Origin of the sequence: Acinetobacter sp. WCHA55 (assembly GCF_002165305.2) — a bacterium.
Classification (GTDB): domain Bacteria; phylum Pseudomonadota; class Gammaproteobacteria; order Pseudomonadales; family Moraxellaceae; genus Acinetobacter.
Window position 1 is genome coordinate 3,320,327 of sequence record NZ_CP032286.1, and the last position, 25,863, is coordinate 3,346,189.

Annotated in this window: 23 protein-coding genes; 8 read left to right on the plus strand and 15 right to left on the minus strand. The window is 38.8% G+C overall.

Features of this window, described 5'->3' with window-relative positions; all coding sequences use genetic code 11:
• The first annotated feature begins 430 nt into the window (after positions 1–430).
• The 8 genes from ribBA to CDG62_RS18840 are packed head-to-tail and all read left to right on the plus strand — an operon-like array spanning position 431 to position 8,591.
• Positions 431–1,546, plus strand: coding sequence for a bifunctional 3,4-dihydroxy-2-butanone-4-phosphate synthase/GTP cyclohydrolase II (gene ribBA, locus CDG62_RS18805; protein WP_087527606.1), 1,116 nt, complete (start codon positions 431–433; stop codon positions 1,544–1,546).
• A gap of 18 nt (positions 1,547–1,564) precedes the next feature.
• The gene (gene ribE, locus CDG62_RS18810; RefSeq protein WP_004684294.1) at positions 1,565–2,035 is read left to right on the plus strand and encodes a 6,7-dimethyl-8-ribityllumazine synthase; all 471 of its coding nucleotides are present in this window, start codon (positions 1,565–1,567) and stop codon (positions 2,033–2,035) included.
• 4 nt (positions 2,036–2,039) lie between these two features.
• Positions 2,040–2,495: a transcription antitermination factor NusB gene (gene nusB / locus CDG62_RS18815; protein WP_058952409.1), complete on the plus strand. Its 456-nt coding sequence runs from the start codon at positions 2,040–2,042 to the stop codon at positions 2,493–2,495.
• Between the two features lie 12 nt (positions 2,496–2,507).
• Positions 2,508–3,425: a thiamine-phosphate kinase gene (thiL, locus tag CDG62_RS18820; protein WP_087527605.1), complete on the plus strand. Its 918-nt coding sequence runs from the start codon at positions 2,508–2,510 to the stop codon at positions 3,423–3,425.
• The gene (locus CDG62_RS18825; protein ID WP_087527604.1) at positions 3,403–3,924 is read left to right on the plus strand and encodes a phosphatidylglycerophosphatase A; all 522 of its coding nucleotides are present in this window, start codon (positions 3,403–3,405) and stop codon (positions 3,922–3,924) included. The genes thiL and CDG62_RS18825 overlap by 23 nt, the downstream gene beginning before the upstream one ends.
• 20 nt (positions 3,925–3,944) lie before the next feature.
• The gene (gene glmU / locus CDG62_RS18830; protein ID WP_087527603.1) at positions 3,945–5,309 is read left to right on the plus strand and encodes a bifunctional UDP-N-acetylglucosamine diphosphorylase/glucosamine-1-phosphate N-acetyltransferase GlmU; all 1,365 of its coding nucleotides are present in this window, start codon (positions 3,945–3,947) and stop codon (positions 5,307–5,309) included.
• A 12-nt stretch (positions 5,310–5,321) separates the two neighbouring features.
• The gene (glmS, locus tag CDG62_RS18835; RefSeq protein WP_087527602.1) at positions 5,322–7,160 is read left to right on the plus strand and encodes a glutamine--fructose-6-phosphate transaminase (isomerizing); all 1,839 of its coding nucleotides are present in this window, start codon (positions 5,322–5,324) and stop codon (positions 7,158–7,160) included.
• Between the two features lie 60 nt (positions 7,161–7,220).
• Complete coding sequence (locus tag CDG62_RS18840) at positions 7,221–8,591, plus strand: phosphomannomutase (RefSeq protein ID WP_087527601.1); 1,371 nt, start codon at positions 7,221–7,223, stop codon at positions 8,589–8,591.
• A 72-nt stretch (positions 8,592–8,663) separates the two neighbouring features.
• On the opposite strand, the gene galE is transcribed toward CDG62_RS18840, so the two are convergent.
• The 15 genes from galE to CDG62_RS18915 form a co-directional block, all read right to left on the minus strand.
• A complete protein-coding gene (galE, locus tag CDG62_RS18845; protein WP_087527600.1) occupies positions 8,664–9,683 on the minus strand; it encodes a UDP-glucose 4-epimerase GalE in 1,020 nt (339 codons plus the stop codon).
• Entirely contained in the window at positions 9,676–11,349 is a 1,674-nt protein-coding gene (gene pgi / locus CDG62_RS18850) for a glucose-6-phosphate isomerase (protein WP_087527599.1), read from the minus strand. The genes galE and pgi overlap by 8 nt, the downstream gene beginning before the upstream one ends.
• Positions 11,346–12,602 (minus strand): nucleotide sugar dehydrogenase, encoded by a 1,257-nt coding sequence (locus CDG62_RS18855; RefSeq protein ID WP_087527598.1) that lies wholly within the window; start codon positions 12,600–12,602, stop codon positions 11,346–11,348. Before CDG62_RS18855 ends, pgi begins: the two co-directional genes overlap by 4 nt.
• A 19-nt stretch (positions 12,603–12,621) precedes the next feature.
• Positions 12,622–13,494 carry a UTP--glucose-1-phosphate uridylyltransferase GalU gene (gene galU / locus CDG62_RS18860; RefSeq protein WP_087527597.1) on the minus strand — a complete coding sequence of 291 codons (873 nt, stop codon included), beginning with the start codon at positions 13,492–13,494 and terminating at the stop codon, positions 12,622–12,624.
• 39 nt (positions 13,495–13,533) lie between these two features.
• Positions 13,534–15,408, minus strand: coding sequence for a polysaccharide biosynthesis protein (locus CDG62_RS18865; protein WP_087527596.1), 1,875 nt, complete (start codon positions 15,406–15,408; stop codon positions 13,534–13,536).
• 129 nt (positions 15,409–15,537) lie between these two features.
• Positions 15,538–16,707 (minus strand): DegT/DnrJ/EryC1/StrS family aminotransferase, encoded by a 1,170-nt coding sequence (locus tag CDG62_RS18870; RefSeq protein WP_087527595.1) that lies wholly within the window; start codon positions 16,705–16,707, stop codon positions 15,538–15,540.
• Positions 16,708–16,740: 33 nt separating this feature from the next.
• Positions 16,741–17,394 carry an acetyltransferase gene (locus tag CDG62_RS18875; RefSeq protein ID WP_087527594.1) on the minus strand — a complete coding sequence of 218 codons (654 nt, stop codon included), beginning with the start codon at positions 17,392–17,394 and terminating at the stop codon, positions 16,741–16,743.
• Positions 17,394–17,999, minus strand: a complete 606-nt coding sequence (locus tag CDG62_RS18880; RefSeq protein WP_087527593.1) for a sugar transferase — start codon at positions 17,997–17,999, stop codon at positions 17,394–17,396. Before CDG62_RS18880 ends, CDG62_RS18875 begins: the two co-directional genes overlap by 1 nt.
• Positions 17,999–19,240: a glycosyltransferase family 4 protein gene (locus CDG62_RS18885; protein ID WP_228254416.1), complete on the minus strand. Its 1,242-nt coding sequence runs from the start codon at positions 19,238–19,240 to the stop codon at positions 17,999–18,001. Before CDG62_RS18885 ends, CDG62_RS18880 begins: the two co-directional genes overlap by 1 nt.
• Positions 19,240–20,352, minus strand: a complete 1,113-nt coding sequence (locus CDG62_RS18890; RefSeq protein ID WP_087527591.1) for a glycosyltransferase — start codon at positions 20,350–20,352, stop codon at positions 19,240–19,242. The genes CDG62_RS18885 and CDG62_RS18890 overlap by 1 nt, the downstream gene beginning before the upstream one ends.
• The gene (locus tag CDG62_RS18895) at positions 20,349–21,638 is read right to left on the minus strand and encodes an oligosaccharide repeat unit polymerase (RefSeq protein ID WP_087527590.1); all 1,290 of its coding nucleotides are present in this window, start codon (positions 21,636–21,638) and stop codon (positions 20,349–20,351) included. The genes CDG62_RS18890 and CDG62_RS18895 overlap by 4 nt, the downstream gene beginning before the upstream one ends.
• Positions 21,631–22,917, minus strand: coding sequence for a lipopolysaccharide biosynthesis protein (locus tag CDG62_RS18900; protein ID WP_087527589.1), 1,287 nt, complete (start codon positions 22,915–22,917; stop codon positions 21,631–21,633). The genes CDG62_RS18895 and CDG62_RS18900 overlap by 8 nt, the downstream gene beginning before the upstream one ends.
• 3 nt (positions 22,918–22,920) lie before the next feature.
• The gene (locus tag CDG62_RS18905) at positions 22,921–24,006 is read right to left on the minus strand and encodes a DegT/DnrJ/EryC1/StrS family aminotransferase (protein WP_087527588.1); all 1,086 of its coding nucleotides are present in this window, start codon (positions 24,004–24,006) and stop codon (positions 22,921–22,923) included.
• Positions 23,999–24,898: a UDP-3-O-(3-hydroxymyristoyl)glucosamine N-acyltransferase gene (locus CDG62_RS18910; RefSeq protein WP_087527587.1), complete on the minus strand. Its 900-nt coding sequence runs from the start codon at positions 24,896–24,898 to the stop codon at positions 23,999–24,001. The genes CDG62_RS18905 and CDG62_RS18910 overlap by 8 nt, the downstream gene beginning before the upstream one ends.
• A complete protein-coding gene (locus CDG62_RS18915; protein WP_087527586.1) occupies positions 24,898–25,845 on the minus strand; it encodes a Gfo/Idh/MocA family protein in 948 nt (315 codons plus the stop codon). The genes CDG62_RS18910 and CDG62_RS18915 overlap by 1 nt, the downstream gene beginning before the upstream one ends.
• Between the last annotated feature and the right edge of the window lie 18 nt (positions 25,846–25,863).

Genomic DNA, 25,863 nt, shown 5'->3' on the forward strand with positions numbered 1-25,863 from the left:
TTCACTACGGCACATTTAATATTTCGTTAACTCACCCTCTACCCGATGAGTACCCCCCTGCTCTGATTACTCAATTGCCGTGTCCATCTCGCATTAAACCTGATGCTCAAATGCAAAAAAGAATGACTTGAGCGCTCAACGACACACCACCAATAACACAACATTTGTCTAGACCCTTTATCTACTACGCCGATTGACTTATTTTCGATAAGATTGTTCTTTTTTATGCTTTTCAATTGTTTAAAGACTAAGCACTTTTCGACTTTTTAAAATAAAGGTCTCTTTTCAAGCTGAGATTGACTGTGTATAACAATGGACAACTCAGGGAAATGATTCGCGCATAGGCAAAAGCCTGAAAAAAGCTTAAACTATGTGCCAATGAAAACAAATGATACGTCGTCCATGACGACAACAATGAAGGTGAAGGTTGATGCCGCTCAATACTGTAGAAGAGCTAGTTGCAGATATCCGTGCAGGTAAAATGGTCATCCTGATGGATGACGAAGATCGTGAAAATGAAGGTGATTTAGTTATCGCAGCGACACATGTTCGCGCAGAAGACATCAACTTTATGATCACCCACGCACGTGGTTTGGTGTGCTTAACGCTCAGCCGTGATCGCTGTAAACAATTGAATCTTCCATTGATGGTCGATGCCAATGGCGCACAACATGGCACCAACTTCACGCTTTCAATTGAAGCGGCAGAAGGTATTTCTACAGGGATTTCACCTGCAGAACGTGCGCATACCATTCAAACGGCTGTAGCGGCACATGCCAAACCATCAGACATCGTTCAACCGGGTCATATTTTCCCATTGATGGCGCAGCCTGGCGGTGTACTGCACCGTGCTGGGCATACCGAAGCAGGTTGTGATTTATCTCGCCTAGCGGGTTTAGAGCCTGCATCAGTCATCTGTGAAATCATCAATGAAGATGGCACAATGGCGCGTCGTGCCGATCTTGAAATTTTTGCTGAAAAGCATGGTTTAAAAATTGGCACCATCGCGGATCTGATTCACTACCGTATGACCAACGAGCAAACGGTTGAACGGATTGATCAGCAAAGCATTGATACCGAATATGGGACTTTTGACTTATATCGTTACCGCGAATTGGGCAACCCAGATATTCACTTGGCTTTGGTGAAAGGTGAACCAAAAGAAGGAGTAACCACCGTTCGTGTTCATGGTTTCAACCCTGTTCGTGACTTGCTTAAATTCAATAAAAAGGACGGCGAGCCAGCATGGAATCTCGACAAAGCGCTGCAAGAAATCGCAAGTAGCGATCGGGGTGTTTTGGTTTGGATTGGTCAACGTCACTTACAAGACCTAGGCCCAGCCTTAGACAGCCTGACAGCACCAAAACCAACCAAATCCAATGCTGCTTTATCTCAGCAGTACCAAACCATTGGGGTTGGCGCACAAATTTTACGTGATTTAGGCGTAGAAAAGATGAAGCTTTTAAGCTCACCTTTACGCTTTAATGCACTCTCTGGGTTTAACTTAGAAGTGGTGGAATATATCACCGCACATCACACAACTTAAAAAATCATCGAGGTTGCTATGGCAATTCGCCGTATTGAAGGTATGTTACATCTCGCTAGCGAAGGCCGTTATGCGATTTTAGTGGGTCGTTTTAATAGTTTTGTTGTCGAACATCTATTAGAAGGTGCAATTGATACATTGAAACGTCATGGTGTATCAGAGGATAATATCACTGTTGTTCATGCACCAGGCGCGTGGGAACTTCCTGTCGTGGCTAAGAAATTAGTAGCGTCTGAACGCTTCGATGCCATCATTGCACTGGGTGCTGTGATTCGTGGTAGCACACCTCACTTCGACTTTGTTGCAGGTGAATGTGCCAAAGGTTTAGGCGTGGTTGGTCTAGAATCTGGTCTTCCAGTGATTAATGGTGTATTGACTACGGATAGTATTGAACAAGCGATTGAACGCTCGGGTACAAAAGCAGGTAATAAAGGCGGTGAAGCTGCTCTTACTGCAATTGAAATGGTTAACTTGTTAAAGGCTATTTAACGCTATGTCGCAAACATTGCAAGCAACTTATGCAGCAAAACGTAAAGCACGTCGCTTTGCTGTACAAGGAATTTACGAATGGCAAATGAGCCACAATCCAGTCCATGAGATTGAAGCACGTACACGTGTGGAAAATGCCATGCACAAAGTGGATCTGAGCTATTATCATGAATTGTTAACCCAAGTGGTTGCCAATCATGAAGCATTGGATGCGCTCTTAATCCCTGTACTTGATCGCGACGTTTCTGCGCTTGACGGCGTTGAACTTGCGACCCTTCGTTTAGGCGCATATGAACTCAAGGAACATCTTGAAATTCCATATCGTGTGGTTTTAGACGAAGCGATCGAGCTTGCTAAACATTTTGGCGGTGCAGACAGCCATAAATACATCAATGGTGTATTAGATCGTTTAGCAACAACTTTACGTGCAGCAGAAAAACAACAAGCGAACTCACAGTAGTAGATTTGTTGTATGGCTGAGTTTTCGATCATTGATACCTATTTTAATCGTAAGAGTTCTCATTCTGTCGATTTAGGCGTCGGTGACGACTCAGCCTTGCTCACCCCACCACCGCAGCAACAATTGGTCATTTGTGCCGATACCTTGGTTGCTGGACGTCACTTCCCTCTTAATACCAGCCCCCATGCGATTGGCTGGAAATCTGTCGCAGTCAATTTATCTGATATCGCCGCAATGGGCGCGAAACCTCAGAGTATTTTACTGGCCTTGAGCTTACCCCAAATTGATCATGACTGGCTCAAAGGCTTTAGTCAGGGTTTATATGATTGCTGTGATCAATTTGGCGTGAGTTTAATTGGTGGAGACACCACCCAAAGTCCACATCTCACCATTTCAGTGACTGCACTGGGTTGGGTCGATATTGGTCAAGCAGTCACTCGCGCTACCGCTCAAGTGGGTGATTTGATTTGTGTCAGTGGCACTGTAGGAGATGCTGCTTTTGCCTTGCAACACTTGGGCCATCCTCTGCAACGACGTTTAGACTACCCCACCCCACGCTGTGAACTGGGTCAAGCACTCAAAGGTTTGGCGCATAGTATGATTGATGTGTCCGATGGCTTAGCACAAGACTTAAGTCATATCTTAAAAGCATCCCATGTGGGCGCGACCCTACAGCTTGATCAATTGCCCATCAACTCCACGCTACAAGATTTAACACGAGAACAACAATGGCAATATGCTTTGGCGGGTGGCGATGACTATGAATTATGCTTTACAATAAGTCCGCAGAATTATGAAAAACTTTTGCAACAACAAAACCATACCAGCATCAAAGTCATTGGAAAAATTGATGCCGAAAGTGGTCTGCGTTTTCAACAAAATGGCTTAGACCATTCCTTGCAATTTACTGGATATCAACACTTTGCATAAGCCCCCGATTCTCTTTCGCCAGATGTCTTGGTATGACCGTTTCATCGTGTTTTGCGGTGTAGGGTTTGGCTCAGGGCTAGCCCCCAAAGCACCAGGAACGTTTGGTTCTGCATTCGCGTTGCTGTTTGTCCCGATTTGGCTTGCAATTGGCTTATCCAGCACCATTATTGCCATCATCCTGATGTCTCTGATTGGCATTTATATCTGTGGGCATACTGCCAAAGTGATGGGCGTACATGATGATGGACGTATTGTATGGGATGAGTTTGCTGGCCAATCCATCACCTTTTTGCCTGTCCTGTATTTAGGGCAAATGAATTGGCTCTGGCTACTGCTGGGTTTTATTTTATTTCGTATTTTTGATGTGTGGAAACCGTGGCCGATTCGCGTCATTGACCAAAAAGTCGAGGGTGGTTTTGGCATTATGCTCGATGACCTGATTGCAGGGCTATGGGCTGCGCTTTGTATTGGGCTTTATTTTTATTTCACTGTGGCCTAGGCCATTTTTAGGATTAGAACATGTCAACGACTGTTATTATTCTTGCTGCAGGTAAAGGAACACGTATGCGTTCTTCTTTACCCAAAGTACTACAACCACTTGCAGGACGTCCTTTACTTGGTCATGTCATCGACACTGCAAAAAAATTAAATGCAGCCAATATTATTACGATTTATGGACACGGCGGTGCGCGAGTTCAAGAAACGTTTACTCATGAAAAGATTGAATGGGTGAAACAAGCAGAGCAACTCGGAACTGGCCATGCGGTGCAAATGACACTCCCTGTCCTTCCACAGGAAGGCAGCTCACTGATTTTATCAGGCGATGTACCTTGTATCTCTCAAAATACGCTACAAAAATTACTCAATGCAACAGCCGAGACAGGCATTGGTCTAGTGACTTTAACTTTAGCCGATGCAACAGGTTATGGCCGTATTGTGCGTGAGAATGGTCAAATTCAAGCGATTGTTGAACATAAAGATGCGACTACAGAGCAGCATCAGATTAAAGAAATTAATACGGGTATCTACTGTGTCAGCAATGCCAAACTACATGAGTGGTTACCACGCTTAAGCAATAATAATGCACAAGGTGAATATTACCTCACGGATATCGTTGCAATGGCCTTGGCTGATGGGATGCAAGTGGCATCGGTTGAGCCTAAACAAGCCTTCGAAGTTGAAGGGGTCAATGATCGTATCCAACTCGCTGCATTAGAACGTCAATTTCAAACAGATCAAGCCAAAAAGCTGATGCAGCAAGGTGTCCATCTGATTGACCCAAGTCGCTTTGACCTTCGTGGAAATTTAACCGTTGGACAGGACGTACGCATTGACATCAATGTGATTATTGAAGGCGAATGTGAATTCGGTGACCACGTAGAAATTGGTGCAGGTTGTATCATCAAAAACGCCAAGATCGCAGCAGGTACAAAAGTTCAGCCGTATAGTATTTTTGATAATGCAATGGTTGGTGAAGATGCGCAGATTGGTCCTTTTGCTCGTTTACGACCAGGTGCAAAACTGGCAGCTGAAGTGCATATTGGTAACTTCGTTGAAGTCAAAAACACCAGCATTGGCTTCGGTTCAAAAGCTAACCACTTTACCTATTTAGGTGATGCTGAAATTGGTGCAGGCTCGAACATTGGTGCTGGGACTATTACCTGTAATTATGATGGTGCAAATAAATTTAAAACCATCATTGGTGATGCTGCATTTATTGGCTCCAACAGCTCATTGGTTGCACCTGTCACGATTGGCAATGGGGCAACCGTCGGCGCAGGTTCAACCATTACCCGTGATGTTGCAGAGAATAGTTTAGCGGTAGAACGCTCTAAGCAAGTTGAAAAAGAAAACTATCAACGTCCACAAAAGATGAAGAAATAAGAGGATTAGTTTATGTGCGGTATTGTCGGTGGCGTTGCAGAACGTAGTATTACCAATATTTTAATTGAAGGTTTAAAGCGCCTTGAATATCGTGGCTATGACTCTGCGGGTTTAGCGCTGGTCAATCAAGGTCAAGTTTTACGTGAAAGACGTGTCGGTAAAGTTTCAAATTTAGAAGAAGCTGTTAGTCAATCGGGTATTCTCGGTTCTCTGGGTATTGCACATACCCGTTGGGCAACCCATGGTAAACCCACTGAAGATAATGCACATCCGCACATTTCAGGCGATGTTGCTGTAGTCCATAACGGTATTATTGAAAACTACCAAGAACTCAAAGATGATCTTGAAGCTCTAGGCTATGTCTTTACCTCACAAACCGATACCGAAGTGGTCGCTCACTTAGTGAAGGATGCCTTAAAGTCTACTCCAAGCTTACTGGAAGCTGTGCAACAAGTCGTGCCTCAGCTTAAAGGAGCTTATGCACTGGGTATCGTACATACGGACCATCCAGATGAATTAATTACCGTGCGTGAAGGTTCACCTTTAGTCATTGGCGTCGGCATTGGTGAAAACTTTATCAGTTCAGATCAATTGGCTTTACTACCGATTACCAATCGTTTTATTTACCTTGAAGAAGGTGATATTGCTCGTTTAACTCGCAATAGCATTGAAGTTTTTGTCGCTGGTCAACGGGTCGAGCGCCCAATCAAAGAATTAGATGCTGCCGTCAGTAATGCATCTAAAGGTGAATATAAACATTACATGCTCAAAGAAATTTATGAGCAACCCGAAGCGATTCAACAAACCATTTCTCAAGCCCTAGATGGCAATGCACTGCGGGAAGATTTTCTTTCCAAAGCAGTCGTGGATTTCCAAAAAATTCATCAAATCCAAATCATTGCCTGTGGGACCAGCTACCATGCAGGAATGATTGCCAAATATTGGTTTGAACAACTGATTGATTTACCATGCCAAGTGGAAATTGCCAGCGAATTCCGCTATCGTAGCCCTGTCATTGTCAATCACACACTTTATGTCTGCATTTCACAATCTGGTGAAACCGCTGATACTTTAGCCGCACTACGTGATACCCAAAAGCGTGCTGCAGTAAAAGGTGCCAACATCACCACCATGACTATTTGTAATGTCGCAACATCGTCTATGGTACGTGAAACCAATCATAGCTTGCTTACGCTGGCAGGTCCTGAAATTGGTGTAGCATCGACCAAAGCGTTTACCACGCAGCTTGCAGCACTGATGTTATTGGTACTCAAAATCGGTACAGTTAAGAAAAGCATTTCTGTACAGCATGTGGCGGAGATTACGGCTGAACTCTGGCATACCCCTAAAGTAATTTTAGATACCTTACGTAATGACCCTGAAATTTTACGTTTATCTGAACTTTTCGTAGAGAAGCAGCACTGCTTATTCTTAGGTCGTGGCACAAATTTCCCAATCGCACTTGAAGGCGCATTGAAACTCAAAGAGATTTCATATATCCATGCTGAAGGCTATGCCGCAGGTGAACTTAAACATGGTCCGCTCGCTTTAGTGGACAATGACATGCCTGTGGTGATTCTCGCACCGAAAGATGACATGCTCGATAAACTCAAATCCAATATGGAAGAGGTTCAAGCCCGTGGTGGTGAACTCTTTGTCTTTGCCGATGAAAATAGCGGTATTAAAGCCAAAGACCGTCAGCATGTGGTTTATGTACCAAGCATTAGCCCAATACTGGCACCTATTGTTTATAGCGTGCCGGTACAACTGCTGTCTTATCATGTTGCAGTCCTTCGTGGTACGGATGTCGATCAACCTCGAAACCTCGCTAAATCGGTCACTGTAGAATAATTAATTTAAATAAAGGCTGGGTATCCAGCCTTTATTCTTTATCAAAATAGAGAATTGGATATGTCGCAACTTACCTGCTTTAAAGCCTATGATATTCGTGGCAAGCTCGGGACAGAGCTAAATGAAGAAATTGCCTATAAAATTGGCCGTGCATATGGGCAAATTTATCAACCCCAAACTGTAGTTATCGGTTGCGATATCCGTCTGACCAGTGAAAGTCTCAAACAAGCCACTATTCAGGGCTTAAATGATGCTGGGGTGAATGTCCTTGATCTTGGTATGACAGGTACCGAAGAGGTTTACTTTGGCGCATTTCATCTCGATGTTCAAGGCGGTATTGAGATTACGGCGAGCCACAACCCCATGGATTACAATGGGATGAAACTGGTTCGTGAACAAGCGCGCCCTATTGGCGCAGATAGCGGTCTGGCGGAAATCCAAGCCTTGGCAGAATCGGGAGCATTTACGGAAGTCACGCAAAAAGGTTCAACCACACCTTATAATATTCTGCCTGAATTTATTGAACATCTCATGGGGTATATTACCCCTGCTAAAATCCGCCCATTAAAATTGGTCGTGAATGCAGGAAATGGTGCAGCAGGTCATGTCATTGATGCGATCGAAGAAAAATTTAAAGCATTAAATATCCCTGTTGAATTTATCAAAATTCACCATGAAGCCAATGGTCATTTCCCGAATGGCATTCCTAACCCAATTTTAGTTGAAAATCGCGATAGCACACGTCATGCAGTGCTTGAACATCGTGCAGATATGGGCATTGCATGGGATGGCGATTTCGACCGCTGCTTCTTGTTTGATGAAAAAGGACAGTTTATTGAAGGCTATTATATTGTTGGTCTTTTAGCACAAGCCTTCTTACTGAAACAATCAGGCGAGAAAATTGTCCATGACCCGCGTCTGATTTGGAATACTTTTGATGTCGTAGAGAAATATCAAGGCACCCCTATTCAGTCGAAATCAGGGCATTCCTTTATTAAAGACACCATGCGTGAGCACAATGCCGTTTATGGCGGCGAAATGTCTGCACACCATTATTTCCGCGATTTTTCTTATTGCGATAGTGGAATGATTCCATGGTTGTTGGTTGTTTCTGTACTGTCTGAAACGGGACAATCTTTGTCCTCATTGGTTGAAGAAATGATCATTAAATTTCCTTGCTCAGGGGAAATCAATTTCAAAGTCGCAGATACTCAAGCCACGATTCAAAAACTATTTGACCATTTTGCAGATCAGAATCCAAGTATTGACCAAACAGATGGCGTAAGTTTAGATTTTGGTGCTTGGCGCTTCAACGTACGTGCTTCAAACACAGAGCCTTTATTACGTTTAAATATTGAAAGTCGTTTAGACCAACATCCAAAGCCAATGCAAGATTATGTGGATGAACTGACACGATTAATTCAAAATTAATTTCTCGGTTTTAAATATAAAAATAGGCACTTTAAGTGCCTATTTTTATTATGCGGAAAAATATTATAGAAACTATGCTTTGTAGCCTGTTGGATTCTGCTTTTGCCAATTCCAACTGTCTGCTAACATATCTTCTAATGTCAATTCCGCTGTCCAGTTTAATTCACGATTGGCCCTTGAAGCATCTGCATAGAAGCATGCTAAATCACCAGCTCTTCGCTCCACAAACTCGGAATTAACAATAACACCATTCACTTTTTCAAAAGTCTCTTTAATTTTTAATACTGAAATTGGAATGCCTGTCCCAATATTCCACGCACGACAACCTTTATGCTTCAGTCTATTCTCAACAGCTAAAACATGTGCCTTTGCCAAATCAACCACATGAATAAAGTCTCTTTGACAGGTCCCATCATCAGTTGGGTAATCTTGTCCAAAAATAGACAGTTTTTCTCTGTATCCTACTGCAACCTGTGTCAAATAAGGCATTAAATTGTTTGGAATTCCTTGAGGATCTTCACCAATTTGAGCACTTTTATGTGCACCCACTGGATTAAAATATCGTAGCAAAGCAATTGACCAATCATCATTTGCCTTCGACAGTTTTTCTAATAACTGCTCTACAATCAATTTGGTATAGCCGTAATTGTTGTTTGGCATCCCCAAAACCATATTTTCTTGATATGGCGGTGAGTTTTCTTCTCCATAAACGGTTGCAGATGAACTAAACACCAAGTTAAAAACGTGTGCACGCTCCATCGCTTGCACTAACTGAATTGAACCTGAAATATTATGATCAAAATAAGTCAGTGGTATTTGCTGGCTTTCACCTACTGCTTTTAACCCTGCAAAATGAATCACTGCATCAATGTGATTGGAAGAAAAAGCTTGATCTAAATCACTTTGATTACGAATATCGCCCTGAATAAACTTAAGCGTTTTCCCAGTTAACTCTTGAACGCGTTTTAACGACTCTTCCGAACTATTAGAAAGGTTGTCGAGCACAATCACATCATGTCCAGCTTCAAGGAGTTCAACACAGGTATGTGAACCTATATAACCCGCCCCACCAGTCACTAAAATATTAGCCATCTATTTTTCCTAACAAAATTTTTAATAAACCCTGAGTCGAAACATCTAAAGTAGATAGATCCTGTTGTTGACCATTTAAAATGGGCAGTAACTGGTTGGCAATTTCCTTGCCTTTTTCAACGCCCCATTGATCGAAAGGATTAATATTCCATAGTACGGATTGTACAAATACCTTATGCTCATACATTGCGATGAGCATACCTAAACTATAAGGATTAAGCTCTTGCATTAAAATGGTTGTACTTGGCTGGTTACCCTCATATTTTTTATATTCAGGCAAAGAGACCAATTCACTCTGATCTAGTGCTTGATTACCAAATGCCAATAGACGTGACTGTGCTAAACAATTTGAAAGTGCCAAATGATGTTGCTCAATTAATGCCTCAGCATTATCCACATAGGTAAACTGATTTGCGTTATAACGTTGTATTGGTGCAATGAAGTCACAACTCACCGAATGTGTCCCTTGATGCAACAGTTGATAAAATGCATGCTGCGCATTGGGTCCCACCTCGCCCCATACAATCGGACAGGTATCCCATTCAACTTTTTCACCATTGCGTTGGATCGACTTACCATTCGATTCCATCTCAAGCTGCTGTAGATAGGATGCAAAGTACTTGAGGCGACCGTCATAAGGTAAAACAGCATGGGTTTGAATGTCTAAGAAATTATTATTCCAAGCCCCTAAAAGCCCCATCAAGACAGGAATATTCTGCTCAAATGGTGCATTTTGAAAATGCTGGTCAATGGTATAAGCACCCGCTAAAAACTGCTTAAATCCATTCACTCCAATAGTTAAAGCAATTGGAAGTCCAATACACGACCATAAAGAATAACGACCACCCACCCAATCCCACAATAAAAATTGATTCTCTGGCGTGATACCCCAAGCAGTCATTTTTTCAGGCTTGGTCGATACACCAATAAAATGGTGCTTTAAGGTTTGAGCCTCTTGACCTAATGCTTTTTCAAGCCACAGACGTACTGTTTGAGCATTGGAGAGTGTATCAATCGTACCAAATGACTTTGACGAGATAATAAATAATGTGGTTTCTGGACGAAGCTTATGCAGAAGTTCTGAAAGCTGACTACCATCTATTGTTGAAACAAAATGTAGGTTTAAAGGCTTTTGTGTCGATTTTTTAAAATCAGATAAAGCATGGCTAACCATCAGCGGCCCTAAGTCAGACCCCCCTACACCAATATTGACCACATCTTGAATTACTTCACCAGTCGCGCCACGGTATTGGCCCTCGTGAATTTTGTTGACCAATGCATACATTTTTTGCAGTTGTTCATGAACCTGATCAGCAATAGCCTGATGCTGTTGATCACATTTTGGTAAACGTAACGCCCAATGCATAGCTGAGCGCTGTTCAGTATAGTTAATTGCTGTACTTGAAAATAAGGTTTTAATCCAATTGCTTAAATCTCGTGTTTGCGCCCACTGTACTAAAGAATCAATTACACTTCGATCAATACGATGTTTACTAAAATCAAAAATAATCGGCTCTAATACGACAGAAAGCTGCTCAAAACGAGTCGAATCATCTGCAAAAAGATCTTTCAGATGATGCTGTTCAAAATGAGCTTTCAAGCCCTGCAGTCGGGCAATGGCTGTATTAATATCTTCAACGGGATATGGTTTATTTTGATGCTTCATCGCCCTACTCCCTGATAGGCAAAGCCTTGGGCTTTGACATAGCATGGATCATAAATATTGCGACCATCTAGAATCAATGGGTGCTGCATTTTTTTAAGTAGTTCTGGATAATTAGGGCTCCAATACTGCTTCCAAGCGGTTAATAAGCACAAAGCATGTGCTCCCTCAACGGCCTCATATTGATCGGTACAGTAAATCAAATCATCTCGATGCCCATAATGTTTCTCAATTTCGGCTAAGGCCTGAGGATCATGCAATTTGACCACCATATTTTGTGCCCAAAGTGCTTTTAACATGGCATGAATTGGAGATTGCTGAATGCGAGACGTATTTTCTTTAAATGATGCACCCCAAATCGCAATCACCTTACCCGCTAAATCCCCATGATAATAATTCCATAATTTACGGAAGAGAATTTCTTTTTGCTGTTCATTGATATCCCAAACTTGTGCCAATAATTGGCTCTTCGCTCCAGTCCCTGAAACAGTATTTGCCAATGTTAAGACATCATGAGAGAAGTTTTCACCGCCAAAGCCAGCTCCCGGATAAAGATATGAAGCCCCGATTCGACTATCCGCCGCCAAGCCTTGACGTACATGCTCAATATCGATCCCTAGCTTTTCAGCCACCACGGCCAAATCGTTAATATAACTGATGCGGGTTGCCAACATGCCTGAAACACTGAGTTTAGTAAACTCGGCATCTAAAACAGGCATAAACAAATATTGTTGTTCTCTTGGAAATAAAGGACGAAGTAACTCTCGAATTTTGATTTGACTCGTTTCACTTGAACAGCCCACTGTCAGTTGTTTTGCCTGCACTAGGCTTTGTAAAGCATTACCTTCTTGGATGACGTCAGGCAAATACACCCAATCATCGTCCGATAAAATTTTTTCAAATTTTTCAGTGCCATGTAACCCTAAAGTCGATGCATTGATCATCAATTTAGGATGAATAATAGGGCGCTGTTTGAGTTCTTTTAAAATTTCGATGCCTTGTGATTCTTCTGTCGGACTCAGACTAAAAAAGTAAGCATCGATATCAAGAGGAATCGCATTAAAATTGCAGTATTGCAGAAATCCACTTTTTTCTTGCTTATGGAGTAGATTAATCACAGCATCATCTTGGGTATAGGCTTGCTCTGAAGCCGACCTTTTTAAGATATCGCACCAAAAGACCTGATGTCCACATTCAGCTAGCAATGCCGCCATAACACCTGAGTAGAGGGTTTGTCCAAATACTGCAATTTTCATAAGAGTTTCCCGCCGATCATTAAAGCTCTTGGATAAGCACTTTAAATGCCTCACCCAACGTCGGGTGATCAACCCCATAATGTAGAACGGCTTTTAAATAACCCAGTTTACTGCCACAATCAAAAGTTTGACCTTTCATACGATAGGCTTCAACCGTATTGGTCTGTTGTAGCATGGCAATTGCATCGGTTAATTGAATTTCGTTGCCTGCACCTTTCGGTGTTTGTTCCAAAAGTTGCATAATCTGAGCGGGCAAAACATAGCGTCCGACCACAGATAAATTAGAAGGTGCTGAACCCACTGCTGGTTTTTCAACAATACCTTGCATCACTATACTTTGACCTTCATTAGGTACAGAAGCTACGTCAACAATCCCATATTGATCGACTAGCTGATCGGGCACTGCTTCCACCATAATTTGCGAAGCATGTGTTTCATTGAAACGATGAATCATTAAACTCAAATCATTCGTTGGATCAGCATTTTTAACTAGTACATCAGGTAACAGCACAGCAAAATCATCATTTCCCACAATCGACTTTGCACATAAAACTGCATGCCCAAGTCCTAAGGGTTGCGGCTGGCGCACACTGACTACGCTGACATGTGCGGGCAGAATATCCTTAATCTCTTTGAGTAAATCAAATTTTTGCTTCTGCTCAAGCGTTGTTTCAAGCTCAAAGTTACGATCAAAATAGTTTTCAATCGATGCTTTAGATGAATGTGTGACTAAAATGATCTGCTCAATACCCGCCGCAACAGCCTCTTTTACAACGTACTCAATCGCTGGGCGATCAACAACAGTCACCATTTCCTTTGGAATAGATTTACTTGCAGGTAGAAAGCGGGTTCCTAGACCTGCTACAGGAAGAATTGCCTTTTTAATTGTCATCACTGATCCAAAAATTTGTGCTCATTAAGCCATTAAAGCTTAGTTTACCTTAACTTCTCGACTTCGGTGATAGCCATCAACATAATGTTCTAACTGAGTAAGTGCCCAGTCAATATCTTGATCAACAGCAGTTAAACTATAAAGCCGCTCAAAAAGCACAGACAATTCATCTAAAGGATAATGTTTTTCAAAAGAACGTAAAATTCGGCTATGCTGAGTTAACTCAGTATCCTCATGATCTATCAGCAGTTCTTCATACAGCTTTTCGCCTGGGCGGAGTCCAGCATACTCAATCGCAATATCACCAATATCTGCGCCTTCTTCACGGACTTTCAAGCCACTGAGTGCAATCATTTGACGTGCTAAATCTTGAATACGAACAGGCTCTCCCATGTCCAATAAGAAAACATCTCCACCAGCACCTAGAGCACCAGCCTGAATGACCAATTGTGATGCTTCTGGAATCGTCATAAAATAACGCGTCACTTCTGGGTGCGTCACCGTAATTGGGCCACCTTTTGCTATCTGTTGTTTGAACAGAGGAACCACTGAGCCTGAAGAACCTAATACATTCCCAAAACGAACAATACTAATTTGAGTTTGCTGCTGTGCTTCTGCCATCGCTTGACAGTAAAGCTCAGCCATTCGCTTAGATGCCCCCATTACATTGGTCGGACGGACGGCTTTATCTGTTGAAATCAGTACAAAAGTCTCTACACCTTTTTTAATCGCCGCATTCACACTAAAGGCCGTACCAATAGAGTTATTTTTTAGTCCTGCAATGGGATTACACTCGACCAATGGAACATGCTTATAAGCCGCCGCATGGTATACCGTCTGAACACCGTATTGTTCAATGACACGTTCTAACTTAGCTTCATCCAGTACCGTTCCTAAAATCGGAATAATTTCTACTTGTGACTTAAGACGTAACTCTTTATCAATACTATACAGTGCAAATTCACTAAGCTCATAAATAACTAATTTCTGCGGATCATTCTTAATAATTTGTCGACACAGTTCTGAACCAATCGAACCGCCTGCACCAGTCACCATGACCACTTTATGATGAATATTTTTGGCCAATAATTCTGGGATCGGCGGAACAGGGTCACGTCCAAGTAAATCGATAATATCCACTTCTCGGATATCTGAGACTTTAATATCCCCATCAACCAGTTTGGTTAAACCCGGAATTTCTGTAATTTTAATATGTACAGGTTCAAGAAATTGAACAATTTCACTTTTGCGCATACGCCCCACAGAAGGTAAAGCAATCAATATTTCATCAACTGTTTCTTTTTCCAGACGTTTAAGCGCATGTTCAGCATTATAAACTTTCAAACCACCAATAATTTGACCTGATAAAGAATGATCATCATCAATAAAAAATAAAGGAAAATGGGCATCAGAACGATTCAACATTGCTGCAATTTGTTGGCCTGCATATCCAGCCCCATAAATCACGATTTTTCTTTTTGGAATATCCGTTTGCAAACATGCCCGCACAATAAATCGAATAGCACCACGGCTGAACCAAACCCAGGAAAACATAAAGAAGCCAAACATCAAAGGAATTGATGTCGGAATAAAAGCCTCTGTACAATAGGCTAGCCCAAAAAGCCCAAGAACAGTTAACCCTGTTGCAATCGCTAAGCGTGTAAAGAACACCTCATTGAATGTACGAACAATAAAATGATATGTTCCACAAATCAATAACATAGTGATTGCTAAAACACTTACCCAGAGTGACCCAAATGAGATATTAGGAACAACTTCTGCCCCTAGGTTAAATTCACGTAATGCGTAGCTCAACCAAATCAAGACAGGAAAAACTAAAAAATCCAAAAGGATTAAAAATAATTGTTTGGCATATCGTGGCGATGTAACCAAAGGCAGAATGACTGATTTCACAGGGTGAGTCTTCTCTATGCTATTTATATAAGTAAACTAAATGTGTTTTTAAGTTATTTAATACCCACAAACAAATGTAAAAATGTAAAGTGAATGCAAAACCGAAACATCCACTTTACATCAGAACCTTTAAATTCTAGTAAGTACTTGTTCAATAGCAGAAATAGTTCGATTAATACTATCTTCACTCAAAGTTGGATGAACTAAAAACATTAAACTACTTTCACCTAGTTTTTGTGCATTCTGAAGTCGTTGTGCAGGACGCCAAGGCGTATTGTCAAAAGCATGCTCTAAATACACTTCTGAACAAGAACCACTAAAGCAAGGAACACCTAATTCAGCAATTTCATTCATAATACGATCACGAGACCACCCTTCCGGTAATTGATCTACATGTACTTGAACATAACACTTATAAGCGGCATGTACATAATCATTCGAAGGCTGAAAAACGGTTATATATGGGGTCTTTTCAAATGCTGAATAAATGCGCTGCATATTATGATTACGAATTTCAGTCCATTCAGCCATTTTTTTCAATTGAATACGACCAATGACCGCTTGCATTTCCATCATACGCCAGTTGGTACCAAAAGAGTCATGTAGCCAACGAAAACCTGGTGGATGCTGCTTGTTATAAATACTATCAAAGTTTTTGCCATGATCTTTATAAGACCACATTTTTTTCCACAATGCTTCATCATTGGTGGTGACCATACCGCCTTCACCGCCAGTAGTCATAATTTTATCTTGGCAGAAAGACCAGGCAGAAATATGCCCAATAGAACCCGCAGGTTTGCCCTTATATTCTGCGCCATGTGCTTGCGCACAATCTTCAATCACATACAAACCACGCTCAGCTGCAAGTTGCATGATTGGATCCATATCACACATCCAACCTGCCAAATGAACACAAATAATCGCTTTAGTATTTGGCGTTAGTACAGCTTCAATTGTCCGAGCCGAGATATTTTGTGAATCTAATTCAACATCTGCGAATATAGGATTAGCGCCAGCCGTTACAATCGAGCTTGCTGAAGCGAGGAAAGTCCGCGAAGTAACAATAACATCATCGCCAGCACCAATATTTAAAGCCTTTAATGCAACATCAAGCGCTACTGTCCCATTTGCTAAAGCCACTGCATATTGTGTTCCTGCAAATGTTGCAAATTCTTTTTCAAATTCACGGCATTCTTGACCCGTCCAATAGTTTACCTTATTCGACAACAGTACTTTAGATACAGCATCTGCTTCTTCTTGCGTAAAGCTTGGCCATGGTTCAAATGCAGTGTTTAACATATTTTTTTCCTAGTTAAATTCTTACAAAAATCTTTATTTTTTCTCTAAAATTCGGGCTGGATTACCTACGACGGTAACACCTGCGGGAACACTTTTGGTTACTACTGCACCCATCCCAATGATCGCACCTTTACCAATCACCAATGGTTTATCTGGTGTACCTTGTTTGATCACAGCACCAGTACCGATATAGGCATGATCTTCTATATGAATATTGCCATTACATTTCACACCTGGAGCAAAGGTCACGTAGTCACCAATCACACAGTCATGAGCAACGTAACTATAGATATTAGCGTGGAAAAACTTGCCAATTTTAATATTTGAAGTCAAACAAGTGAATGGACAAAGTAAACTCCCTTCACCCATTTCTACTTCATCTAAAATAACTGTATTCGCTGCTTGAATTTCTAAATGTTGAACATTGTCCTGATTTAAACGAGCCACCAATTTTTCACGTACTTGGCTATTTGCGATTGCAATTGTCACACGTTTATCGGTTTTAAAATCATTAATAAAATCAGTGTAGCTTAGTACTTGATATCCGTTTAAATCTGTATTTGTCTGACCGTCATCAATAAATACAAAATTTTCTTTACTTAACTCAATAAATTGTGCACGTACCAGCGGCATGACCTCTTTGCCAAATCCGCTTGCACCGTAAACACCGATCAATTTATCCGACATTATTCTTCATCCTTATTGTTTGATCCTGTAAAGCGAGTCATTGTCGCCTCACCTTCCGCACTAATATCATCTTTTGCAATGACTTTTTGCACAGTCTTAAACATGATTTTAAAATCTAATACTGTTGACTGGTTTTCGACATACCATGTGTCTAATTTGAATTTTTCTTCCCAACTAATGGCATTACGTCCATTCACCTGTGCATGACCAGTCATACCTGGACGCACATTATGGCGCTTTGCCTGTTCTTCATTATATAAAGGTAAATATTCCATAAGTAACGGACGTGGGCCAACCACACTCATATCACCTTTTATGACATTCCAAAGCTCAGGCATTTCATCCAAACTCGTTGAACGCAGCATTTTACCAAATGGCGTCAAACGCTCACTATCTGGTAGAGGATTGCCTTCAGCATCCACCGCATCCTTCATGGTGCGAAATTTAATCATTTCAAATGGCTTACCATTTAAACCTGGGCGCACTTGACGAAATAATACCGGCGAACCTAGATTCTTTTTCACTTTATAAGCAACAAATGCATATAAGGGAGAAAGGAGAATAAGCGCAATAGAGGCAATAATAATATCAAGCAATCTTTTCATTAATTGGAATCACTTTGGAAAACAATACTTTCAAGTTTGGCAGCTATGTTCATATAACTTAAATTCTCAATAACAAATTGTTTCCCTCGCGCACCCATACTTGTTCTCTCTTCAATAGGTAACCTGTATAATTCTAAAATAGAGTCAACAATTAAATTAGGTTTTTCTGCTTCGATGCTTATCCCAGCATTTGCTTGTTGAACAAAATCACCAGCTCCAGAATAAGAGTGTATGACAGGTCTTCCTGAATATAAGTATTCAGGTAATTTATTAGCAGCAATTCCCAACCTGTACATCTTATGATCAAGCCAACCTATATAACAAGCATTAAAAACTTCAAGCATACTTTGAATTTGTTTTTTTGGTATAGATGAAATAAAAGTCACATTGGTCAAATTATTTTCAACCACACGTTTTTCTAGATTAACTTTTTCCTTTCCATCTCCTACCAAAACAAAATGTATGGAAGAATTATTTACTAGGTATTCGGCTGCATCAATAAGGTAATTCATTGCATTTGCAGTTCCTATAGTACCGGTGTAGCCAATGATAAACTTATCTTTTGGTATTTTTTCTAATACCGATATATCTAAAGCTTCCTTATTTTCAACCTCTGGTAAAGAAATTCCATTTGGAACCCAATGAAATTTCGTGCGATCCAACCCTCTAGATTGCATATGCTCAATCGCATTAAAAAAATTAGAGAAAACAAAATCCGCTCTTAGATATGCACGGTCTTCTATCCATTGTAAAAAAAGTACAAATGGATGATTTTTGGAATAGCCACCAATTTCCGTTAATGTAAGTGGCCAAGGATCTCTAACCTCAAAAATATAAGGTACTTTAAAAAAAGAAGCTAAATAACTTGCACCAAAATAAGTAATAAGCGCAGGCGAGGAATGTAAGATAACATCTGGTTTATCTTTAATAATTTTTTTTAATTTCTTAATTTTATATGAAAAAATAAATTCATTAATAATTCTTTTTTTATCGTGTGCACCATAATATTTAGGCAAGTTAACCCATATAAAAGTAAAATTAGGCTCTCTTTCTTCAAAGAGAAACTCTTCATCAAATATCTTAGGGCTTCTTAGTAAATGACTATAAGAACCAGCAACAACATAGACTTTATGTCCTTTCTTAGCCAATTCCTGAGCAATATAATAATGTCTCCCCCCCATAGCTATTTCAGGAGTAGAGCTATATTGATTAATAATCCAAAAAGTTTTTCTTTCTAACATTATTTTCTACCGAGGATGTCATCATAAAAGTTAAATAATTTCTCTTCTTCATTGGCCCAATTATATTTTTTTAAAACGAACTCTCGACCAAATTGACCAGCTTTTAATGACTCTTCCTTATCTAATAAGTAGAAATCAATTGCTTTAGCAATTTGAAGTGAGTCTAATGGATCTACAAATTTCCCACTTTGAGAATCATTGATAATTTTTTGCCATAAAGGAAAGTCAGATGAAACTACTGGCATACCAGAGCACATATATTCAAACATTTTAATTGGCATAGAATTTAAGTAGCTATCTGTAGGGTGTAACGTAACCAAGCCAAGACATGAAGTTTCCATTATGTTTCTAATACCAGCTCGGTCAACATAACCTAAAAATTTTACTCTCTTCCATCCTGGCAAAGACTTTACTTCAGCCTCTAAACTACTATCTGAGAAATTCCCTGCTATGACTAATTGACAATCAGCTTCAGTTAGTTGAATAGCCTTAACCATTTCAATAATACCACGGACTCGAGTAATACCACCCACATAACATATTTGATTGTTAATTCTTTTTGATTCAGATATATCTGCTAGTTCCTCTAACTTTGGATAATTATTAATATCTTCTGTTTTAGGGTTAATTGCTAAAAATTTATCTTTAATAATTGGTTCAGCCGCAACAATAATTCCATCTAATCTTGAACAAGCATATTGTTCATAATATTTAACACTCATTGACAATAAAGATCTAAAAACTGGATGTAAGTAGTGCTTAGCCTTTATTTGGTTAGGTAAATCTTCATGAGCATCAAAAATGACCTTCTTTCCAAGTTTTTTTAATTTTAGGCCAATAGGTATCAACTCCGGATCATGTAAGTGATATATATCAGCATCAATAAATTTTGCCTTTTGAAAAACAGCTTGTGTTGCTTTTAACATACGATTTAAACGGCCATTGAATTTTCCAACATCATGAATTTGAATATCATTGATTATTTCATCACCGTTACCATCAGCAACAATTAAATTAACTTGATATTTTTTCGCTAAAGATGAGCACTCTTTAACAAAAATTCTGACATCATACCTTGGATGAACGGATGTAAGATGCGCAATTTTTTTCATTTCTGATACCCATTATCATTTGGAGAGCGAACTAAAATTAAAATAAATATAGAGACTAATAAACCATGAGTTAACAGTGTTGTGAATAAATCCGATGATAAGAAAACATTCCTAATTGGTATAATAAGTAAACATATACAAAACCAATTACTACCAATTCTTGCAGACAAATAATCACAAAACTTTAAAATATATGAGAAGATTAAAACATAAATAAAAACACCAACATAACCAAACTGAGCATAACCACTACTTATAAAGCCATTATTTGCATTGGTTCCTGATCCCAGATAATTACCAACCTCTTTTGAAACGCCCTCGGGGTATATTTCTGGAATAAAACTTTTTAAAATTGAATTTGACCAATAATTAAATGAATGATTTGAAAAAAAATCAAAATAATTAAATGTTAAAAATGCAGGAACAAAAAAAGTACGTCGAATAAACATAGATGGTAAAATTGAAATTGGATTATAAAAAGATAAAACCAACATCCCACCGACCATTATAGAGAGTAATAAAGGCAGTATAGAAAGCGCCTTAGTACTTGAAAAATAAAAATAAATAACGTAAATCATTAAAGGAGCAAATAAAATAGATTTATGTGCATTTACCCCAAAGAAAAAAGTTTGAATTACACATAAAACACCAAAAAAAAGATAATTTTTTTTGAGCAATGCATAACACATTAATGCAACAGTAAAAATTTGATAAACCCAAGAGTTTAAATATGCCAAGAAACCAACATTCGTTAATTCAGCATTAATCTCCCTAAATTCATACACTTTACTCAAATCTAAATTAAAATTATTCACAGCACCAGAAATAAGATACCAAAAAATCAAATAACCTATTAATGCAAATGAAATATATTTCAATATTATTGGTCCATTTTTTACATTAGCAACTCTAGCTACTTTAAAAAATTTATAATTACAATAAAAATAAACTAATATATAACTAAGAAAAACAACAACAACCGTTAAATAATTATAAATAGCATTAAATGATATAAATGTTAAAAGAGGAAATATTGCAATATGCAAGAAAAAGCAAATGAAAAAATCTGATGGTTTATTAATGACTTTTGATGAAAAAAACAATCCAATAAAACATAAAATCCAACTTAATATATAAGTTGAATAGTCAAAGTTATTTAAAAAACCTGCATATTCAAAATATTTTCCAACATACAAAACATAAGAAAGATCTAAAATTATTTTCCACATAATAGAGAAAAGCAAATATACATATTTGCTTTCTAAAAAATAGAATAATTTATTCATCAAAAAATCTCTTATTATCAATATCTTTCAGTATATATAGAATTAATATTAAATATATTAAATAAAACATAAATCCACTCAATGCATAAAACTCACTTACTAAATCTTCAGAAACAATAAGTGCTAAAAAAATACTGCCAACCCTTAGAAAAAAACCTATAAATTGTAATATAAGGGCTAATCTCTGTTTCATTGCAACATGAAAAACCATGGAGACAGGCGACACTATAAACTGTATTAAAAACCATGGAGTCATCCATGCAACCAACTCGCCAGCCCGCTTCCAATCTTCACCGAAAATTAAAGAAAATCCCCAAGGTGCAATTAATCCAATAGCAATTAATGGTATAAAACCAATTTTTAGTAGTTTTAGCATACAATTTTTGGTGAATTCTTCTAATTCACCTTTATTTTTTGCATCATTTGCATGAGCATAATAAACTTGTGAAACAGCTGTCCCTATTAGCACCATTGGTATTATCATAATTTTTGAAGCTAACAATAAATATCCAGCCTCTTCCGATGCAGCTATAATAGCGATAAGTAGCATAGGTAAGTGCACACTTGCTGTATTAAATAGAGCTTCACTTACAGAGTATTTAGGATAATTATTATATTTTTTATATGTTTGAATTATTTCTTTTAAACTATATCTTGAGAATTTTTTCTTTTTACGTATTAAACTAAACACTCCAGCACTATTATAAAAAAACTGACCCACCAGCATACCGATTGATGTCATTCCCAGCCACCCTAAGCTCAATTGGGAAATAACGGAGGAGATCGCTTGCTCAAATTTGGTCTTGGCTATAGCCTTAAAATTTTTAGTCCGCGTACACCAAAACTTATATGCAGAGTATAAACTCGCAGAGAACACACCTATAGGTAATAACCATGTGATTTGTGAAAAATATTTACTATCAAGCCATGTCTGTACCTTTTGATTATAAAAGCATAAAAAAAGAAATAAAATTATTGAGAATATAAGACAATTTATAATGGATATTATAAGGAGTCTTTCTGCTTCAGCATCACTTTCTGGTAATGGGATAGCAATTTCATATCGCAAACAAGCTATTACCGAAAGTATACTCAATAAACTTGTATAAATTGCGAGTCGCGAAAAGTCTTCCGGCGCATATAGTCTTGTAATAAATGGTAAGGCTAAAATTGTAATTGCATGAGCAAATGCTGTACCACCAGCCAATAACGTAATAGACTTTAAAAAGCCTCCTTGCGCATTTAACTTTGCATTAACTTTTTCAAGAAGGCTTTTCACAACTTATTTACTCAAAAATACCGCAACAATCTTTTCTTGAGCTTCTACAGTCAAGTAAGGATGCATTGGTAAACTCATTACTCGCTCAGCAATTGCATCACCAACAGGTAAGCTTACATTCGCATTGGCTACTGCTGGCTGCTTATTCAATGGAATTGGATAATGTACCGCTGTAGGAATACCTTGCTCTTTTAACTTGGCTTGTACTTCATCACGGTTTTCAACTTGAATGGTATATTGCGCCCATGCACTTTGATTATGCGCTTCAATACATGGCGTAGTATCAACACCCGCTTCATTAAACAGTTTGGTATAGGTTTCTGCAACACGCTGACGTGCTTGCATTTCTTCATCCAGAATTTCTAATTTTGGTAAAAGAATTGCAGCCTGCAATGTATCCAAACGACTATTCATACCTACACGAATATGATGATAACGACGGTCTTGACCATGTCGTGCAATTTGGCGAATCACTTTTGCCAGTTCATCATCATTGGTAAAAATCGCACCACCGTCCCCATAACAACCTAAAGGCTTACTAGGGAAGAAACTTGTACAAGCAACAGTGGTCAGGTTACAACTTTTACGACCTTTATACGTTGCACCAAAGCTTTGTGCTGCATCTTCTATTACTGGAATGCCATGCTTTGCAGCAACCGCGTTAATCGCATCAAAATCTGCGCATTGACCATATAGACTAACAGGAATAATTGCTCTAGTACGCGGTGTAATTGCTGCTTCTAATTGTTCAATATCCAAATTATATGTTTTTGGATTTACATCTACATATACTGGCGTTGCACCTAATATTGCAACTGTTTCAGCCGTTGCGATATAGGTAAATCCAGGCGTAATAACTTCATCACCCGGACCAATACCAAAAGCCATTTGAGCAATTTGCAAAGCATCTGTACCGTTTGCACATGTAATACAGTATTTTGCACCCACATAAGCAGCAAGCTTTTCTTCTAACTCTCCAACTTCTGGGCCTAAAATATATTGACCATGGGTTAAAACATTTTGAATACCCGCTTTAATTTTATCTTTCAAACGGGCTTGCTGTGCTTTTAAATCAATAAATTCAATCATTAGCAAGTGATCTTTTTAAGTTATTTAAAAATTTTTGATGAGGTATTGCAAAATTTCCAGAAACCGTTTCACCACTCTTCACTCTTCTAGTAACAACTGCCCCTAAAGTAATGAAACAATTATCCTCTAAAGTGATACGATTTGTTATCACTGCTGAAGGCCCAATCCAGACATTGTTACCAATATCTACATTACCACCAATCATTGCATGTGCAACAATTAGACACTCTTTTCCACATTGCACACCATGAGCATAATGAACAAAAGCATCTAATTTTGTACTTTCCCCAATAACTGTCGGTCGGTATGAGAAGCCCTTAGCAACATGTGAATTAACACCTATTTCGACATTATTATTAATTATAACTTCACCATTATGAGTAACAGACAAGATACCTTTAAGAGTTTTCTTATGCTCAAACCCTTCACCGCCCAATACTGTACCAGCCCTCACAATTACATTATCACCAAGTGTAACATCTGAATGAATGGTAACATGAGGCTCGATAATACAATTTTTACCAATTACAACCCCAAGAGGACTAATATAAGCTGTAGAATTTATTTGAGCACTTTCATGAATAGCCGTCTCTAATCTTTTTTTATTTTTTGCTAAATAATCAACTAAAGAAAAAAAGAACCATTTGGGATCATCGACAATGATTACATCTATATCATTTCTAAATGCGTTAAGCTCTGCGAGTTCTTTTGTACAAAAAATACCATGAATACTAGAATTTTGGTTTAATTGCACAATATATTTTGGATTTTCAATAAAGGACAGTAATTTACCTTTCGAAAAGGTTACCAACAGGCCTAATCCGTCATAGTTAAAATCATTTTCCAATACAACATTGGTTGCCTGATAAACTAAGTCATTTGTAATTTTCATTATGCTTTGACCTTAAATAACAATGGATGAGGGTTCGCAGGATTTTCTACAATAGGAGCAACACGAATGACTTCCACTGTTTCAATTGCTGCTCGGTTTTCTTCCACACCGTAGCCTTTGCCTTCCAAAATACGTTGGTAACTCTGCGTATGTAAATCTGTAAAACCACCTGAAAACTCAAGCTCTTCATTTTCAATGGTAATACTGCGATAAGTCAGTTTTTCACCTTGTACCGCATTGTCCGGAAGGTTATTCGCGTCAATTGACAAGAACCAACGCACACGTGCACGCTCATATTCTAAATAACCAGAAGAGGTTTTTTCATCACGGAAATGCACTTCATTTTTAACGATTTTTCCAAAAATAAAATGCAACATATCGTAGAAATGTACACCAATATTAGTTGCTACACCGCCAGATTTGTTGTCCACGCCTTTCCACGACTTTAAATACCATTTACCACGTGAAGTCAGATAAGTTAAATCGACATCAAATACTTTATCTGCAGGCGCAGCTTGTACTTTATCACGCAATGCAATAATAGATGGGTGTAAACGTAATTGTAAAATTGAGTTTACCTTGGCACCATATTGTTTTTCATATTCAGAAAGCATGTTTAAATCTTCTGAATTCAATACCAATGGTTTTTCACAAATGACTTCAATGCCATTTTTCAACGCATACTTCATGTGCGGCGCATGTAAATAGTTCGGTGAGCAGATTGCAACGTAATCCAGCTTTTCTCCTTTTAATTTCTGGTCTTCTACATAGGCTTCAAACTCTTCAAATTCAGTAAAGAATTCCGCTTCAGGAAAATGACTGTCCATAATCCCCACAGAGTCATTTACATCCATGGCAACAGCTAAAGTATTACCCGTTTCTTTGATCGCTTTAAGATGGCGTGGTGCGATATATCCAGCCGCACCAATAAGAGCAAATTTTTTCATCGTTTCACTTCTTTTCAA

Excerpts from the sequence above, each read along its gene's own strand:
- ribE (WP_004684294.1), top strand. The coding sequence starts at position 1,565 with ATGGCAATTCGCCGTATTGAAGGTATGTTACATCTCGCTAGCGAAGGC.
- CDG62_RS18905 (WP_087527588.1), bottom strand. The coding sequence starts at position 24,006 with ATGATTGAATTTATTGATTTAAAAGCACAGCAAGCCCGTTTGAAAGAT.
- CDG62_RS18890 (WP_087527591.1), bottom strand. The coding sequence starts at position 20,352 with ATGAAAAAAATTGCGCATCTTACATCCGTTCATCCAAGGTATGATGTC.
- CDG62_RS18915 (WP_087527586.1), bottom strand. The coding sequence starts at position 25,845 with ATGAAAAAATTTGCTCTTATTGGTGCGGCTGGATATATCGCACCACGC.
- nusB (WP_058952409.1), top strand. The coding sequence starts at position 2,040 with ATGTCGCAAACATTGCAAGCAACTTATGCAGCAAAACGTAAAGCACGT.
- glmS (WP_087527602.1), top strand. The coding sequence starts at position 5,322 with ATGTGCGGTATTGTCGGTGGCGTTGCAGAACGTAGTATTACCAATATT.
- thiL (WP_087527605.1), top strand. The coding sequence starts at position 2,508 with ATGGCTGAGTTTTCGATCATTGATACCTATTTTAATCGTAAGAGTTCT.
- CDG62_RS18910 (WP_087527587.1), bottom strand. The coding sequence starts at position 24,898 with ATGAAAATTACAAATGACTTAGTTTATCAGGCAACCAATGTTGTATTG.
- pgi (WP_087527599.1), bottom strand. The coding sequence starts at position 11,349 with ATGAAGCATCAAAATAAACCATATCCCGTTGAAGATATTAATACAGCC.
- CDG62_RS18875 (WP_087527594.1), bottom strand. The coding sequence starts at position 17,394 with ATGTCGGATAAATTGATCGGTGTTTACGGTGCAAGCGGATTTGGCAAA.
- CDG62_RS18840 (WP_087527601.1), top strand. The coding sequence starts at position 7,221 with ATGTCGCAACTTACCTGCTTTAAAGCCTATGATATTCGTGGCAAGCTC.
- galE (WP_087527600.1), bottom strand. The coding sequence starts at position 9,683 with ATGGCTAATATTTTAGTGACTGGTGGGGCGGGTTATATAGGTTCACAT.
- glmU (WP_087527603.1), top strand. The coding sequence starts at position 3,945 with ATGTCAACGACTGTTATTATTCTTGCTGCAGGTAAAGGAACACGTATG.
- CDG62_RS18870 (WP_087527595.1), bottom strand. The coding sequence starts at position 16,707 with ATGTTAAACACTGCATTTGAACCATGGCCAAGCTTTACGCAAGAAGAA.
- CDG62_RS18855 (WP_087527598.1), bottom strand. The coding sequence starts at position 12,602 with ATGAAAATTGCAGTATTTGGACAAACCCTCTACTCAGGTGTTATGGCG.
- CDG62_RS18880 (WP_087527593.1), bottom strand. The coding sequence starts at position 17,999 with ATGAAAAGATTGCTTGATATTATTATTGCCTCTATTGCGCTTATTCTC.
- ribBA (WP_087527606.1), top strand. The coding sequence starts at position 431 with ATGCCGCTCAATACTGTAGAAGAGCTAGTTGCAGATATCCGTGCAGGT.
- CDG62_RS18895 (WP_087527590.1), bottom strand. The coding sequence starts at position 21,638 with ATGAATAAATTATTCTATTTTTTAGAAAGCAAATATGTATATTTGCTT.
- CDG62_RS18885 (WP_228254416.1), bottom strand. The coding sequence starts at position 19,240 with ATGTTAGAAAGAAAAACTTTTTGGATTATTAATCAATATAGCTCTACT.
- galU (WP_087527597.1), bottom strand. The coding sequence starts at position 13,494 with ATGACAATTAAAAAGGCAATTCTTCCTGTAGCAGGTCTAGGAACCCGC.